General features: G+C 41.7%; 19 protein-coding genes. 5 read left to right on the top strand and 14 right to left on the bottom strand.

The features are described from left to right. Positions 1–150: 150 nt before the first annotated feature. Positions 151–735: a phosphatidylglycerophosphatase A gene (locus R2B72_RS08005; protein ID WP_318615934.1), complete on the bottom strand. Its 585-nt coding sequence runs from the start codon at positions 733–735 to the stop codon at positions 151–153. Positions 736–833: 98 nt separating this feature from the next. Between R2B72_RS08005 and R2B72_RS08000 the strand changes: the two genes are divergently transcribed. The 3 genes from R2B72_RS08000 (at position 834) to R2B72_RS07990 (ending at position 2,608) form a co-directional block, all read left to right on the top strand. Continuing rightward, positions 834–1,556, top strand: a complete 723-nt coding sequence (locus R2B72_RS08000; protein WP_318615932.1) for an esterase family protein — start codon at positions 834–836, stop codon at positions 1,554–1,556. A 98-nt stretch (positions 1,557–1,654) separates the two neighbouring features. Further along, positions 1,655–2,170, top strand: coding sequence for a YjcG family protein (locus tag R2B72_RS07995; RefSeq protein ID WP_318615931.1), 516 nt, complete (start codon positions 1,655–1,657; stop codon positions 2,168–2,170). A 3-nt stretch (positions 2,171–2,173) separates the two neighbouring features. Beyond that, a complete protein-coding gene (locus R2B72_RS07990) occupies positions 2,174–2,608 on the top strand; it encodes a GNAT family N-acetyltransferase (protein WP_318615930.1) in 435 nt (144 codons plus the stop codon). A 193-nt stretch (positions 2,609–2,801) separates the two neighbouring features. Here the strand turns inward: R2B72_RS07990 and R2B72_RS07985 are convergent, their stop codons facing one another. The 7 genes from R2B72_RS07985 to R2B72_RS07955 form a co-directional block, all read right to left on the bottom strand. After that, positions 2,802–3,110: a hypothetical protein gene (locus R2B72_RS07985; RefSeq protein WP_318615929.1), complete on the bottom strand. Its 309-nt coding sequence runs from the start codon at positions 3,108–3,110 to the stop codon at positions 2,802–2,804. Positions 3,111–3,186: 76 nt separating this feature from the next. Then, positions 3,187–3,441 (bottom strand): stage VI sporulation protein F, encoded by a 255-nt coding sequence (locus R2B72_RS07980; protein WP_318615928.1) that lies wholly within the window; start codon positions 3,439–3,441, stop codon positions 3,187–3,189. A gap of 16 nt (positions 3,442–3,457) precedes the next feature. Beyond that, positions 3,458–3,592 (bottom strand): YjcZ family sporulation protein, encoded by a 135-nt coding sequence (locus R2B72_RS07975; RefSeq protein WP_318615927.1) that lies wholly within the window; start codon positions 3,590–3,592, stop codon positions 3,458–3,460. A 382-nt stretch (positions 3,593–3,974) separates the two neighbouring features. Further along, entirely contained in the window at positions 3,975–4,337 is a 363-nt protein-coding gene (gene spoVAE, locus R2B72_RS07970) for a stage V sporulation protein AE (RefSeq protein ID WP_318615926.1), read from the bottom strand. Positions 4,338–4,346: 9 nt separating this feature from the next. Continuing rightward, on the bottom strand, positions 4,347–5,348 hold the full coding sequence (locus R2B72_RS07965) for a stage V sporulation protein AD (protein ID WP_318615925.1): 1,002 nt from the start codon (positions 5,346–5,348) through the stop codon (positions 4,347–4,349). Beyond that, positions 5,342–5,797 carry a stage V sporulation protein AC gene (spoVAC, locus tag R2B72_RS07960; protein WP_318615924.1) on the bottom strand — a complete coding sequence of 152 codons (456 nt, stop codon included), beginning with the start codon at positions 5,795–5,797 and terminating at the stop codon, positions 5,342–5,344. The genes R2B72_RS07965 and spoVAC overlap by 7 nt, the downstream gene beginning before the upstream one ends. Next, complete coding sequence (locus R2B72_RS07955) at positions 5,797–6,213, bottom strand: hypothetical protein (protein ID WP_318615923.1); 417 nt, start codon at positions 6,211–6,213, stop codon at positions 5,797–5,799. The genes spoVAC and R2B72_RS07955 overlap by 1 nt, the downstream gene beginning before the upstream one ends. A 106-nt stretch (positions 6,214–6,319) precedes the next feature. On the opposite strand from R2B72_RS07955, the gene R2B72_RS07950 reads away from it, so the two are divergent. Continuing rightward, complete coding sequence (locus tag R2B72_RS07950) at positions 6,320–6,871, top strand: CotY/CotZ family spore coat protein (RefSeq protein WP_318615922.1); 552 nt, start codon at positions 6,320–6,322, stop codon at positions 6,869–6,871. Positions 6,872–7,001: 130 nt separating this feature from the next. Here the strand turns inward: R2B72_RS07950 and R2B72_RS07945 are convergent, their stop codons facing one another. Together R2B72_RS07945 and mgtE are read right to left on the bottom strand one after the other, a co-directional pair. Beyond that, positions 7,002–7,445: a hypothetical protein gene (locus R2B72_RS07945; protein ID WP_318615921.1), complete on the bottom strand. Its 444-nt coding sequence runs from the start codon at positions 7,443–7,445 to the stop codon at positions 7,002–7,004. Positions 7,446–7,505: 60 nt separating this feature from the next. Then, the gene (gene mgtE, locus R2B72_RS07940; RefSeq protein WP_318615920.1) at positions 7,506–8,879 is read right to left on the bottom strand and encodes a magnesium transporter; all 1,374 of its coding nucleotides are present in this window, start codon (positions 8,877–8,879) and stop codon (positions 7,506–7,508) included. 84 nt (positions 8,880–8,963) lie between these two features. On the opposite strand from mgtE, the gene prpE reads away from it, so the two are divergent. After that, positions 8,964–9,704 (top strand): bis(5'-nucleosyl)-tetraphosphatase PrpE, encoded by a 741-nt coding sequence (prpE, locus tag R2B72_RS07935; protein WP_318615919.1) that lies wholly within the window; start codon positions 8,964–8,966, stop codon positions 9,702–9,704. On the opposite strand, the gene R2B72_RS07930 is transcribed toward prpE, so the two are convergent. From R2B72_RS07930 to R2B72_RS07915, 4 genes are read right to left on the bottom strand one after another with little or no spacing between them, the layout of a single operon-like run. After that, positions 9,688–10,629, bottom strand: coding sequence for an RluA family pseudouridine synthase (locus tag R2B72_RS07930; RefSeq protein ID WP_318615918.1), 942 nt, complete (start codon positions 10,627–10,629; stop codon positions 9,688–9,690). The two genes, prpE and R2B72_RS07930, sit on opposite strands and share 17 nt — an antisense overlap. Then, positions 10,601–11,401 (bottom strand): NAD kinase, encoded by an 801-nt coding sequence (locus R2B72_RS07925; RefSeq protein WP_318615917.1) that lies wholly within the window; start codon positions 11,399–11,401, stop codon positions 10,601–10,603. Before R2B72_RS07925 ends, R2B72_RS07930 begins: the two co-directional genes overlap by 29 nt. A gap of 5 nt (positions 11,402–11,406) precedes the next feature. Beyond that, positions 11,407–12,075 carry a GTP pyrophosphokinase family protein gene (locus tag R2B72_RS07920; protein WP_318615915.1) on the bottom strand — a complete coding sequence of 223 codons (669 nt, stop codon included), beginning with the start codon at positions 12,073–12,075 and terminating at the stop codon, positions 11,407–11,409. Between the two features lie 21 nt (positions 12,076–12,096). Continuing rightward, a complete protein-coding gene (locus R2B72_RS07915) occupies positions 12,097–12,477 on the bottom strand; it encodes a hypothetical protein (protein ID WP_318615914.1) in 381 nt (126 codons plus the stop codon).

Below are 12,477 nucleotides of genomic sequence, written 5' to 3'. Positions count from 1 at the left end.
TTAAAATAGTCTCAAAATCCATCTTAGCATAAATGCGACCTATTGGGTTAACTTTTTTTATGATTAATCAGTTTTTTGCAAGCGTTTACAAATGTTTCAAAGAAAAAAGCAGCCAGAGTAAGAAACCCCGCTGCTTGCAACTGTGTCAGCTTATATTTGCGCACCCTTCACTTTCGTTTCAGGCATTGTTTCATCCGGTGCAATATCTTCAAATGTTTCTCCTGCCTCTGCCAAGTCCCGCGTTCTATGCGCAATACGCGAAGCCGCGCATGCCGCAACACTAGCAACGAGATCATCGAGGAACGTATGGATGCCTCTTCCTACCTTCGTATCGAGCTCATTAATAATACCGGTTTTATTTTTATCAAGATGACCGAATGTTGTCACGGCAATGGAACCATATGTAAATACAGCACCAAGTGCAATCGTTTCATCCACACCAAATAACCCTTCATCAGACTCGACAATTTGTTGCAGCGGCGCTGATAGTTTCCCTTGCTCTGCCAGCTCATCAAGCTCAATGCCGACCAAAATCGCATGCTGAAGCTCCCGTTTTCGTAGCACACCCTCAACAGATTCGATGCAGTGAGCCATCTCAAGTCCTTTATTATACGGTTGTTGCAATTCAAAAACAATTTCCGCAATCGCCTCTATCGTCACTCCACGTCGCTTCAACGCCGCTTTCGTCGCGTCTGTTACCACTTTTGAATGGACACTCTTGTGCGCATTAAACATTTCCCCTCAGCTCCTTTAAATTTCTTACGAACATTATACCTATACTTAACGATATGTTACACTTTCACTACACATACACTTCTAGGAGGTCTCCCATAATGAAATACGGAAGAATTGAAGACATCACACTTTACAGTCAAGAACTTGACGAGAATATGCAACTGCTCATTCATTTGCCGCATAACTATTCTCCCCTATATAAATACTCTGTACTCATTGCATCAGATGGTAAAGATTACTTTCAATACGGACGAATTGGACGTGTGGTGGATGAATTAATGGATGCTGATGACATTGAAAATGTCATTGTCGTCGGCGTCCCATATAAAAGCGTTTTGGAACGTAGACGAATGTATCATCCACAAGGCGATCGACTTGAAGCCTATATTCGATTCCTAGCCCATGAACTCGTTCCCTATATCGATGAAAATTACCCAACCTATCAGATTGGCGCCGGTCGTGGACTAATTGGGGACTCGCTAGCAGCGACGGTTTCCCTGCTAACTGCATTAAAATATCCAAATTGTTTTGGACAAGTGATTTTACATTCTCCTTTTGTCGACGAGTTGGTACTTGAAGCTGTAGAAGCCGCAAAAGATCCATCACGTTTCTCAATTTATCATGTTATTGGAGAAGGTGAAACAGAAGTAAAGACAACCGTTGACGGCGTCCAAGACTTCCTAACACCTAATCGGACATTAAAGGATGAAATTGAAAGAAAAGGATTCCCATACTTCTATGAAGAATTCAAAGGGGACCACACATGGAAGCATTGGCAAGCCGACGTCCGCCGAGCTATTCTTAAGACTTATGGCTATTAATGAATTGATTTCAAACAAAGCGGACATTTTGCCGAGTATTCTGGTATAATCAATACTAATAAAGACATTACCAAATCATTCTACTAGGAGGTAATATTATGAAATATGGCGTTGTTGCATTCCCATCAAAAAAACTTCAGGACCTCGCAAATGCTTACCGAAAAAGATATGACCCGCATTATGCACTCATCACACCCCATATGACTCTAAAGGGTGTATTTGAAGCCAATGATCAGGAAATTGAAGAAGTAGCAAAAGCGATTAAAGAAGTCACAAACAAACACAAGCCTTTTGAATTGAGCGTTTCTAAAGTGGGCACTTTCGCACCTATCACGAATACAATTTACTTTAAAGCAGAATTAAACGATGATTTAGTCGCATTGCATAAAGACCTAAATTATAATTTCCCTGGTGATGAGCCTGAGTTTGCATTCGTTCCGCACGTGACAATTGCACAAAAACTCACTTCTGGTGAACACGATGATATTATCGGACAACTGAAAATGGTTGGCGTGGATCATAAGGAAACAATTGACCGCCTCCACCTTCTCTATCAGCTTGAGGATGGTTCTTGGACAGTGTACGAAACATTCCGCCTCGATGAGGATAACTAAACATTGGTCACAGTAAGAATTGTGACTTCTGACCTTGAGCGGGAAGATGCATTTTCTGTCAGAAGGAAAGTTTTTGTAGAAGAACAAGGCGTGCCACTTAACTTGGAACTCGATGATTTCGACAAAACCGCAACCCATTTTGTAGTCTATTCGATGACTTCACCAATTGGTGCTGGGCGACTCCGTGAAATTAGCCCTGGAATTGGTAAAGTTGAACGGGTCTGTGTGTTGGAAGAGTGTCGCGGGCAACATTTAGGGAATCTCATTATGCACGCACTCGAAGAGCATGCAAAAGAGACAGGTATGAACAAGATTATCTTGAATGCCCAGGCTTATGCCATCCCTTTCTACGAAAAATTAGGATATATCATTACATCTCCAGAATTTATGGATGCTGACATCCCACATCGTGCAATGGAAAAGATTATTACCGAATAACCCAAAAACAGCACTCTCAATAGAGAGAGGCTGTTTTTTTGTCCGAACTTGCGAGTGCCTGGCACCGTTTTCTTTTTTTAAAGTTTTTTCTATGCACTAGCATAAACTTTTACAGAGCACAGTAGTGCCAGGCACTCGGATGCAAAAAAAGGTTCGCCATGCTCTTACAAGCACAGCGAACCTTTTTAATTAGTTAAACATATGCATTAACCGAAAGGCCTTTTCCAACCACCTGTGAAATCGCTGGCGATAGATTCGCAGGATTCGGGTAAATAAAGCCTTTAGATGCTAGAGAAGGAGCGGAAACATGAGCACGCTCCATTACGTTTTCTTCCCTCTTCTCGTGTTCCTGTTGAAATGCACCATGTGAATCCCCGGAAGACTTGAAATCGAATTTAATCTTGTTCACTCGATTAATATGTGCAAAATTATACGACTCCATGTTCATCCGGTTGGCATACAGTTGAGATTGAATTGGTTGAATTGGTAATAGATAACCCATTGTTAACACCCCTTTTCTAATTTTTACTAGTATACTAGTATTATCGGCAAATAAAACCGAATATTTAATCTATTATTCATTGTCTTCCAATCATATTTTGGATGTCTTGAATATTTACAGCCTTACCATCCTTAATAATCGATCGAACGAGCTCATCCTCCGTATGCTGAGGCACTTCTTTTTTCGCCAACTTGCCGACTTTCCGTATAATTTTCCTCACTTGCCGTTCATCACTGAAATCCGCAAACTGGATTGCATTCGCCAATGCGAACACTTCCTCCATCGGGACGCCTGTTTTTGATTCGATTTTCCGGAAAAATGAATCATTCATTTATGATCCCCCCTTCTTATAGGAAACTTTTGCCCACAATAATGAGCAAGATGAAGAGAACAACAATTAGAACGAATGTCGAACCGCCATAGTTATAGCCTCTTCCGCAATCATATCCACCGTATCCATAAGGACCGTATCCTCCGTACATGAAAAACCCCTCCTTCCCTTCCACATATCCTATGCGGAGAAGAAAGAGAGATATGGGTAAAACGTCTAGTTTATCTTTATTCAGCAGAAGACCTCCGCTGAACTAGGAGGCATGCAGTTCAATTCCTCCCTGATAAAGCCTCCGGCGGATGTCACGGATTTTTGTAGGGTAGTTTAAGAAGGCAGTCTAAGGACGCGACGTCGGAAAGTGCCTTAATTTCTGCAAAAAGCACAGAAATACGGCAAATCGAATCCTTCGCAGTTCGATTCGCAACGACTGCATGACCTACAAGGAAGGATGCAGTTCAATCCTTCCCCCCTGTAGGCCTCTAGCTCGAAAAAATCCGGACGCAATTACGCCAAGGCGTAATTGATCTTTTTCCTCAGATTTTTCCTTCCGATTTAAAAATAAGCGCAGCTATAAAGCCAAATAATATTGCAGAACTAATTCCCGAACTTGTCACTTCAAACATCCCCGTTAACACGCCGATGAGTCCATGTTTTTCAGCTTCTGCCATCGCACCATGCGTTAATGCATTACCAAAGGAAGTAATCGGAATCGTTGCGCCGGCACCCGCAAAATCAATTAAAGGTTCATAAAGACCAAAACCATCTAATACAGATCCGGTGACGACCAAAATACATAATGTATGGGCAGGAGTCAGCTTCGCTACATCAAATAATAGCTGTCCAACAACACAAATCAGCCCACCTACAATAAAAGATGTTATAAAAATTGAAATCATTATGCCCACTCATTTCATCGTTAATTCAACTGCATGCGCAATGCATGGAATTGTATCGCCTTGTTGGAACGACATAGGCGACAACAACGCACCTGTCGCAATGAGCAAGACACGCTTATAGTCACCTGCCTTCATTTTTTCAATGATTTCGGTGAAAAAAACGGCAGCAGAACAACCCGCTCCACTCGCACCAGATAAAAACACCGGATTATCGCTATAAAATTCTGCACCCGCATCTCGGAAATTCTCCTTCACGTCGACTCCCGTATTACCTATCAAAATTTTGTACAATTCAAATCCCGTCTTACCAAGATCTCCTGTCATAATACAATCGTAATCACTAGCCTTCGTTCCATGACCAGCAAGATGGCGAGTCAATGTATCTGCGGCTGCCGGTGCCATGGCAGCACCCATATTGAGTGGGTCTGTCATGCCAAGATCGGTCGCACATCCGATTGTGGCGCATGTAATAGAAGGAAATCCTTTTTTATAAGGAGTAACAGTTGCTACTCCTGCCGCTGTCACTGTCCATTGAGCCGTTTCAGGTTTTTGTGCACCATACTCGACTGGATAGCGAAATTGTCGCTCGATTGCATTATGTTGACTAGCTGCTCCAGCAACTGCACATGTCGACATACCTGCTTCTGTCAACAAGGCGGCCATAACGAGAGAAGACACGGATGTCGCACAAGCCGAAAACAGGCCAACATACGGAATTCCTAACGTTGTCGCACTAAAATTTGAAGGCGTCATTTGATTGACAAGATCGCCAATCAACAGAAAATCAGCATCACTTGGTATGGAATCTACTTTACTTAACGCAATCATACAGGCATCTTCAATCATTTTGGCATGAGCATGTTCATTGGTCTTTAATCCACAACGTTCATCGTCGTACACTTTATCGAACTGCGATACGAATGGACTTTTCTTTTCTAATGGACCAGCTGTTACACCCGTTGCAACAATCGAAGGTGTCGTTTTAAATGTTAATAACCCGCGCGCTACCATGATATGACCCCAAATTTGACAAGAATTGTTTTAATAAGTGCAACGACAAATGCCGAAAAAACGCCGAACAGAATAACCGCCCCAGCTAGTTTGAACATATTGCCTCCTACTCCAAGGACATAGCCCTCAGATTTATGCTCAATAGCAGCAGAAATGACCGCATTGCCAAAGCCTGTTATCGGCACTGCACTACCCGCTCCTCCTAACTGACCAATTTTCTTATATTGGCCAAAGCCTGTTAATAACATTGAAAAAAACACCATCGTTGCGACAGTTGGATTACTTGCCGTCCGTTCAGTGAAATCAAAGAACGTCATATAAAAAAGCGCAATAAATTGACCTATCAAACAAATAGTTCCACCTGTTAGAAATGCAAAGATTACATTGCGTAGTAAGGGCGTTTTCGGGGAAGTTTGTTGTTCTAATTGTGCATACTTTTTTTCGTCCATCAGGTCTCTTCCTTTAATAGTAGTTTCAGCTTGTCAATTTTTTCACCAAGATCTTTTTCATGGTCCGAATTGATAAGTTTGTTTGCTTCCATCCATATCTTACCATCTGCTGACACAGTGATATCTAGCTCTGGGTATAATTCCTCTAATTTTTTCTTTAGCTCCTTTTCGATTTTCTCCTTTTTAAATCTTGAAAACGTTTTAAGTGTGACACCGGTTAGTAAGTCTTTATCGTGAAACACAGTCACCACAGCTGTAAGATCTTTATCTTTTATAAATACTTCTTCGGCTTTCCTGGCATTTTCACTCGAATCATTGTGAATTCGGATACCATTTTCTGAACAGCCGGTCAGCATCACAAGTACGACTATCGCCAGACCTAGTTTTCGGATATGCATCCCCTCCAATTTCTTCATAGTATGCCTGTTCATTCTTAACTTTATTCATCACCGGTTCGTTCGCCCTAACACCTCGAACTCTGGCGCATAAAGTATAAAGAATTGAAAGAAGGAGGTGGAATTAATGGGATGTGGAAGAAATGATGATGTAGCGGATATTCGCCGCCATGATAACTGTATTTGTGAGGTCGTCCGAGCAATTCGACGGATACAGGATATTCGAGAAGACGTAGATTGTGACGATTGCAGAACGGACTGTTTCTTAACACCGCTTGGCAGTCTTGTAAGTCCTTCAAGACAACGAGCAAACACTCGGGTATTCATGCTAATGAATGATGAGGGTGATCCATTCAAAGCAATGTTCAATAATAGAAGAAGACATAATAATTTTGGCAATCAATCTAATGAGCACGGAAAAGATTGCGCTAGCTGCTTCTCTGTCTTCTTTAGAGTACAAAATGTATTTGATAACTGTTGTGCAACTTTACAGGTTCTTGAACCACGCGACAGACATGGAAACAGAGTAGATTTGTTCAAACATGGTAAACTCGATTTTGATGCAATGTGTGATGTAGAACAATTTAGAGCGACAGGTTCATGTATTACAGTCGACTTAAAATGCTTCTGTGCCATTCAATGCGTTAAAGACGTATTCATCGATTGTGACGAGGACTAAGTTTTAAAGTTTTTAAGCTGCAACCTGCAATGCCCAAAACCACCCAATTGGTATAAACCGGTTGGGTAGTTTTTATTTCAATTGAATCTATACAAAAAACAGGGCAGAAATTTCTGCCCTGCCATTGTCTTTAATCTTCGGCAAATGGATCGCCTCGCCAAAGAATTTCCTCAATATTTGCCATTTCTACTGAAACTAATTCGGATCCATCCTCACCAATACCAATAAAAACGGTTTCTCCATCAATCTTTTCAATTGTCCCTGTAAGTGTTTCATCCGATAACACAAATTGTAACGGACGATAGACTTGTCGAGAAAACGGCGTTCCCAGATACGTAATTCTTCTAATTACGGATGGATTGGCAGCTTTTACGGCTGTCGTTTGTTCAATTTCCTGTTCTAGTTCCACTTCACTAGCCATCTCGGGCTCTTCCCCACTAAGTACGAAAACAGACGTGCTTTCCTCATGCTTTGTCACAACTCTAATAAAGACGGGTGGCCCCTGAACGAACAATAACGGCTCATTTCGCAAAATGATTAGCACATCCCTTTTTTCTTTAGTATATGCGCCCATTTTGCTGATGTTCATTAGAAGTTTCAGCGCAACACTAAAAAAACGATTTTCATCAGCAATCTACAAATCGCTGATGAAAATCGTTGCAAGACCAAGATATATAATTACACTAATAATATCATTCAATGTCGTAATAAAAGGACCTGAAGCGACAGCAGGGTCAATTTTCATTTTATGCATGAGTAGTGGAATGAACGAGCCCGAAATAGTTGCAACAAAAATTGACACCAAAATAGCTGTACCAACTAATAAACCAATTAGGAATTCACCTTTCCAGAAATAAACAAGTCCAACAACAAATATTGCACACGTAAATCCTGTTAATAATCCTGTTCCTGCCTCACGTAAAAGGAGTTTAAATTTACTTTCATCCCCCACATCGCCTGTCGCAATACCGCGTACTGCAACTGCTAATGCCTGCGTTCCGCTATTCCCTGCGGTTCCCGCAATTAGGGGAATAAATACAGCAAGAAGGGCTACTTTGGAAATCGTATCTGTGAATAGATCTATCAAGTTAGCAGTAATCATGCCCAAGATGATTAAAATAATGAGCCACGGCAATCTTTTCTTCATTGCTGAAAATGAGTTTTTGTCGAATGTATCCATATTGGACACCCCGGCAAATTTTGCATAGTCATCAGATGCCTCTTCTTCGAGTACATCGATAATATCATCGACGGTAATAATCCCTAAAATATGCTGCTGAAAATCGACAACAGGTATTGCAAGGAAATTATAATCCTTAATGGTTCGTGCGACTTCTTCCTGATCATCCGACACAAGCGCACTGACGACACGCTCACTCATAATCGAACTGATCAAAGTATCTTCATGTGCAATGATCAAATCACGCAATGATACAACACCAGTCAGACGGTTATAGTCATCCACCACAAACACATAATAAATTGTTTCCGCTTTAGGTGCTTCATTCCGCAAAATAGTCATTGCAGAACGAACCGTAGAGTTTTGGGGTACCGTGACATATTCCGTTGTCATTATGGAACCCGCCGTATACTCTTCATAATGAAGAAGAGCTTTAATTTCTACGGCTGCAGCTTTATCCATTAATGTTAAATAACTAACCGCTTGTGATTTATCGAGTTCCTTCAGGACATCTACCGCGTTATCCACGAACATGTATGAAATCATATCCGCTGCATACGTCGTGTCCATCTCCTGAAGGAACTGTTTATATTCATTGTCATCAATTTCACTTGTCTCAAAAATTTCCGCAAGCTCTTTTGGTGATAAATAATGGTACATAATTTTCCGAAGATCAATGCCAACTTTTTCATAGAAAATCGCACGATCATACGGATGAAGGAGTAGGTATTCATCTCGGAAAGCTTTTATATCTTCATTCACAAGCGTCTCCAACAATTTTTCTTCATCGAAAATAACTTCTTCTTTATACTCTTCATGTGTCTGCATAGCTACACCTTCCTTTCCAGCGTACATTCCCCTAAATAGGGTATTATAATAGCATAAATCATAAATAAAAGGGTGGGCAAAATTATGAAATTCGATATTATTGGCGATATTCACGGTTGTTTCGATGAATTTCTATCATTAATTCAAAAACTTGGCTACACAATGCAGGGCGGTATTCCAACTCATTCAGAAGGCAGACATCTGGCATTTGTAGGGGATGCGACAGATAGAGGACCTGACTCACTAAAGATATTACAGCTATTATTCAACATGCAGGATGCAAATGCCCTTTATTATTCCCCGGGAAATCATTGTAATAAACTTTACAGATTTGCTAAAGGAAATAATGTACAACTCGCACATGGACTCGAAACGACCGTAGCTGAAATCAATGCATTAACAAAAGAACAGCGCAAACAATTTCTCCATAGATATCGCCAGTTTTACGAAGCTCTACCACTATATCAAACGTTAAATAACGGTGAGTTAATCATTGCACATGCCGGTATCTCCGAAAAACTAATTGGTGCACCTTACTCGGAAAAAGTACGTGTTTTTGTTTTATTTGGAGATATTACAGGCGAAAAGCTACCGGATGGCAAGCCAGTCAGGCGCGATTGGGCCAAACACTACAACGGGCAAGCTTACATTGTTTACGGACACACCCCTGTCAAAGAAGCACGCTTTTTGCAGCATACCGTCAATATCGACACAGGATGTGTCTTCGGCGGCAAGCTGACAGCCTTACGTTACCCTGAAATGGATGTCGTATCCGTGCCTTCATTACAACCATTTCAAGCAGATAAATTTACAGTATTCGACTAACACTTTGCATATCTGCTGGCATGTCACTTTCGAATTGCATGTCTGCTCCTGTTACAGGATGTTTAAATCTCAGTACTGCACAGTGTAGAGCTTGGCGCTGTATCCATTGTAACGTACCGCCATACAAATCATCGCCCGTTAGCGGATAGCCCGCCCATTGCAGATGAACACGGATTTGGTGAGTCCTGCCTGTATGAAGCACAAGCGCAATTGTCGTCAGCTCATGACCATCTTTTGTGAATGGATGCTGTACTTTTACATCTGTTCGGGCAGATTGGCCATCCTCACGCACCATTCGTTCAATAATACTCCCATCTTTTCTCCCGATGGGTTGTTGGATTGTGAATTGATCGTCCTTCACGTGACCTTCAACAATCGCGATATACTGACGATGAAAACCGGATGACATCATCTGTTCACTTAGAAGATGGTGAATATGCCGGTTTTTTGCTATACAAATCAAACCCGATGTATCTTTGTCCAACCGTGTAACAACATGAACTGTCGCCGGCAGGCCATCACTTACAAATTTTCCCGCAACATAATTAGCAACTGTACCCGTCGGATGATCGCGTGAGGGAATTGTACTTTGCCCTGGCGCCTTATTCAATACAAGAATGGCTTCATCTTCATAGATTATATCTAGCGGTCCTTCTTCTGGCTGTAAGCCTTCACTCGGCTGCTCAGGTGGGAAAATGATCGCAACCTTATCCCCCACCTGTAATCGATGCCTCACATTTTGTTCGTGGCCATTGACAGTAATCATACCGCCTTCATATTTCGTCGCAGTTAATGTCCTTTTCGAAATTCCTTTCGAATGAAGAAATTCCCGTAGTAACATTCCTTCTTCATCCACCAAAAATACGAGTCGAAAACGCAAATCTTTATGGATCATATCAAATATCACTGTCGATGAAGGAATCATGCACCCGTTTCCAAAACGGGAATGGGCGGAATCTTGCAAAACGTACTTTTTCCTTCGCAACAATATATTCAATCGACTTGACATCTTTATGGAGCAACTGCAAATGATCAATGGTCAACATAAAATCAGGCCCTTTAACAGGCGTCAAAATGCATTTATGGTGATCAGGCAACACGAGTGGCGCGCCAACCGTTCGGAAAACACGATTATTAATGGAGGCCATTTCCGCCAGTTGCATGGCCGGTAGCGAAGGATGGATGATTGCTCCCCCCAACGCCTTATTATATGCTGTTGACCCAGATGGTGTTGACATACACAAGCCATCACCTCTAAAACGTTCAAAATGTCCGCCATTGAGTTCAACATCCACGACAAGCGTCACTTCAGATGATTTGATAGTCGATTCATTCAACGCAAGATATGTAGTGCTAGTTTCTGTATTCAGGTAATTAATGGTTACTTCGAGCAAGGGATATTCAATGACTTCAAATTCTGTACGTGCAATCGAAATAACGAGTTTCTCCATCTCTTCCGGCTTCCAGTCTGCGTAAAACCCTAGATGGCCCGTATGAATACCAACAAAAGCAGTGTTCTGCAAACGATGCTGGTGTTTATGAAACGCATGCAGCAACGTTCCATCTCCCCCGATGGATAGCACAATTTCAGGCTCTTCTTCATCAAAGACAAGCCCAAAGTCTATTAAATAACCTTTCGCTTCTTCCATGAGTCGGTTCGATAACTCATCATTGCGTGATTGAATGGCAAATTTCATGTTGTTCACCTCTTTCTTCGATCCTTTCGCTCGTAGCTTCTCGTTGCAGTTTCTTTAAATGCACTGAAATATTGTTGTGCATCTTGGATTTCGTCGCGAATTTGTGACATCTCTTCATCTAATTGGAAGGCTGCTTCTGCAGCCCTTTCCAGACGTAGCCTAATTTCGTTCGGCATTTCACCTTCATATTTATAATTCAAAGAGTGCTCAATCGATGCCCAAAAATTCATCGCCAATGTGCGGATCTGGATTTCTGCCAAAATTGTTTTCTCCCCATGAATCGTTTGCACAGGATACTTAATAATCATATGGTAGGATCGGTAACCGCTTGGTTTTTTATGCGAAATATAATCCCGTTCCTCAATGATTTCAAGGTCTTTGCGCTGGCGTAAGGTTTCGACAACCGTGCCAATGTCATCGACAAATTGACACATCATGCGAAGTCCTGCAATATCGGGCAATTCCGTAGCCAGTTCCGCCGATGGTTCAAAAGGGATTCCTTTTTCAAGTGTTCGATCGTAAATACTTGCGAGCGGCTTCACTCTGCCCGTCACAAATTCAACAGGCGTATGTACGTCTTCCAAGTCATATTGATTGCGCAACCCTTTAAATTTCACCTTCAATTCATCTACCGCTTGTTTATAAGGTTCAAGAAATTGATTCCATTGCCTCATCTGGACCCCTCCCAGCTGATTTCAGTTAAGTATGTCTTGAAATGCTTGCTCGACTGCCGAAGAGAATACTTCCCCGTAATTATCATTTCCCTCAATATTATAAATAAGCATCGTTAGTTCATCTTTAAATCCAGGTAACGCCATTACTTCGTCTTTCCATACTAGCACCGGATCGATATCCGACTTCAACACATCCACCATAAGCGGCCACACTGCCTGTGTAAAATGGAGCTGACGATAGCCTTCTTCTACTTCTAACAGATACACAAATGATAAGTCGTCGGAATCCGTAATCATCTTGCCAGTTGGAACCCCTTGTGGCTGTCCAGCCGTTTCTGCCAATAAAAAGCGGATTTTTTCTCCGTCCCGGATTCCGCTGTCAATTTGATTTTGAATACTCAC

The sequence above is a fragment of the Sporosarcina sp. YIM B06819 genome, from assembly GCF_033485175.1.
In the GTDB taxonomy this organism is placed as follows: domain Bacteria; phylum Bacillota; class Bacilli; order Bacillales_A; family Planococcaceae; genus Sporosarcina.
Note: the sequence above shows the minus strand (reverse complement) of the source record. Positions and strands in the feature narration are given on the sequence as shown.

Bases quoted from the DNA above. Each gene is read 5' to 3' on its own strand.
- R2B72_RS08005 (WP_318615934.1), bottom strand. From the start codon at position 735: ATGTTTAATGCGCACAAGAGTGTCCATTCAAAAGTGGTAACAGACGCG.
- R2B72_RS08000 (WP_318615932.1), top strand. From the start codon at position 834: ATGAAATACGGAAGAATTGAAGACATCACACTTTACAGTCAAGAACTT.
- R2B72_RS07995 (WP_318615931.1), top strand. From the start codon at position 1,655: ATGAAATATGGCGTTGTTGCATTCCCATCAAAAAAACTTCAGGACCTC.
- R2B72_RS07985 (WP_318615929.1), bottom strand. From the start codon at position 3,110: ATGGGTTATCTATTACCAATTCAACCAATTCAATCTCAACTGTATGCC.
- R2B72_RS07980 (WP_318615928.1), bottom strand. From the start codon at position 3,441: ATGAATGATTCATTTTTCCGGAAAATCGAATCAAAAACAGGCGTCCCG.
- R2B72_RS07975 (WP_318615927.1), bottom strand. From the start codon at position 3,592: ATGTACGGAGGATACGGTCCTTATGGATACGGTGGATATGATTGCGGA.
- spoVAE (WP_318615926.1), bottom strand. From the start codon at position 4,337: ATGATTTCAATTTTTATAACATCTTTTATTGTAGGTGGGCTGATTTGT.
- R2B72_RS07965 (WP_318615925.1), bottom strand. From the start codon at position 5,348: ATGGTAGCGCGCGGGTTATTAACATTTAAAACGACACCTTCGATTGTT.
- spoVAC (WP_318615924.1), bottom strand. From the start codon at position 5,797: ATGGACGAAAAAAAGTATGCACAATTAGAACAACAAACTTCCCCGAAA.
- R2B72_RS07955 (WP_318615923.1), bottom strand. From the start codon at position 6,213: ATGAAGAAATTGGAGGGGATGCATATCCGAAAACTAGGTCTGGCGATA.
- R2B72_RS07950 (WP_318615922.1), top strand. From the start codon at position 6,320: ATGGGATGTGGAAGAAATGATGATGTAGCGGATATTCGCCGCCATGAT.
- R2B72_RS07945 (WP_318615921.1), bottom strand. From the start codon at position 7,445: ATGGGCGCATATACTAAAGAAAAAAGGGATGTGCTAATCATTTTGCGA.
- mgtE (WP_318615920.1), bottom strand. From the start codon at position 8,879: ATGCAGACACATGAAGAGTATAAAGAAGAAGTTATTTTCGATGAAGAA.
- prpE (WP_318615919.1), top strand. From the start codon at position 8,964: ATGAAATTCGATATTATTGGCGATATTCACGGTTGTTTCGATGAATTT.
- R2B72_RS07930 (WP_318615918.1), bottom strand. From the start codon at position 10,629: ATGATTCCTTCATCGACAGTGATATTTGATATGATCCATAAAGATTTG.
- R2B72_RS07925 (WP_318615917.1), bottom strand. From the start codon at position 11,401: ATGAAATTTGCCATTCAATCACGCAATGATGAGTTATCGAACCGACTC.
- R2B72_RS07920 (WP_318615915.1), bottom strand. From the start codon at position 12,075: ATGAGGCAATGGAATCAATTTCTTGAACCTTATAAACAAGCGGTAGAT.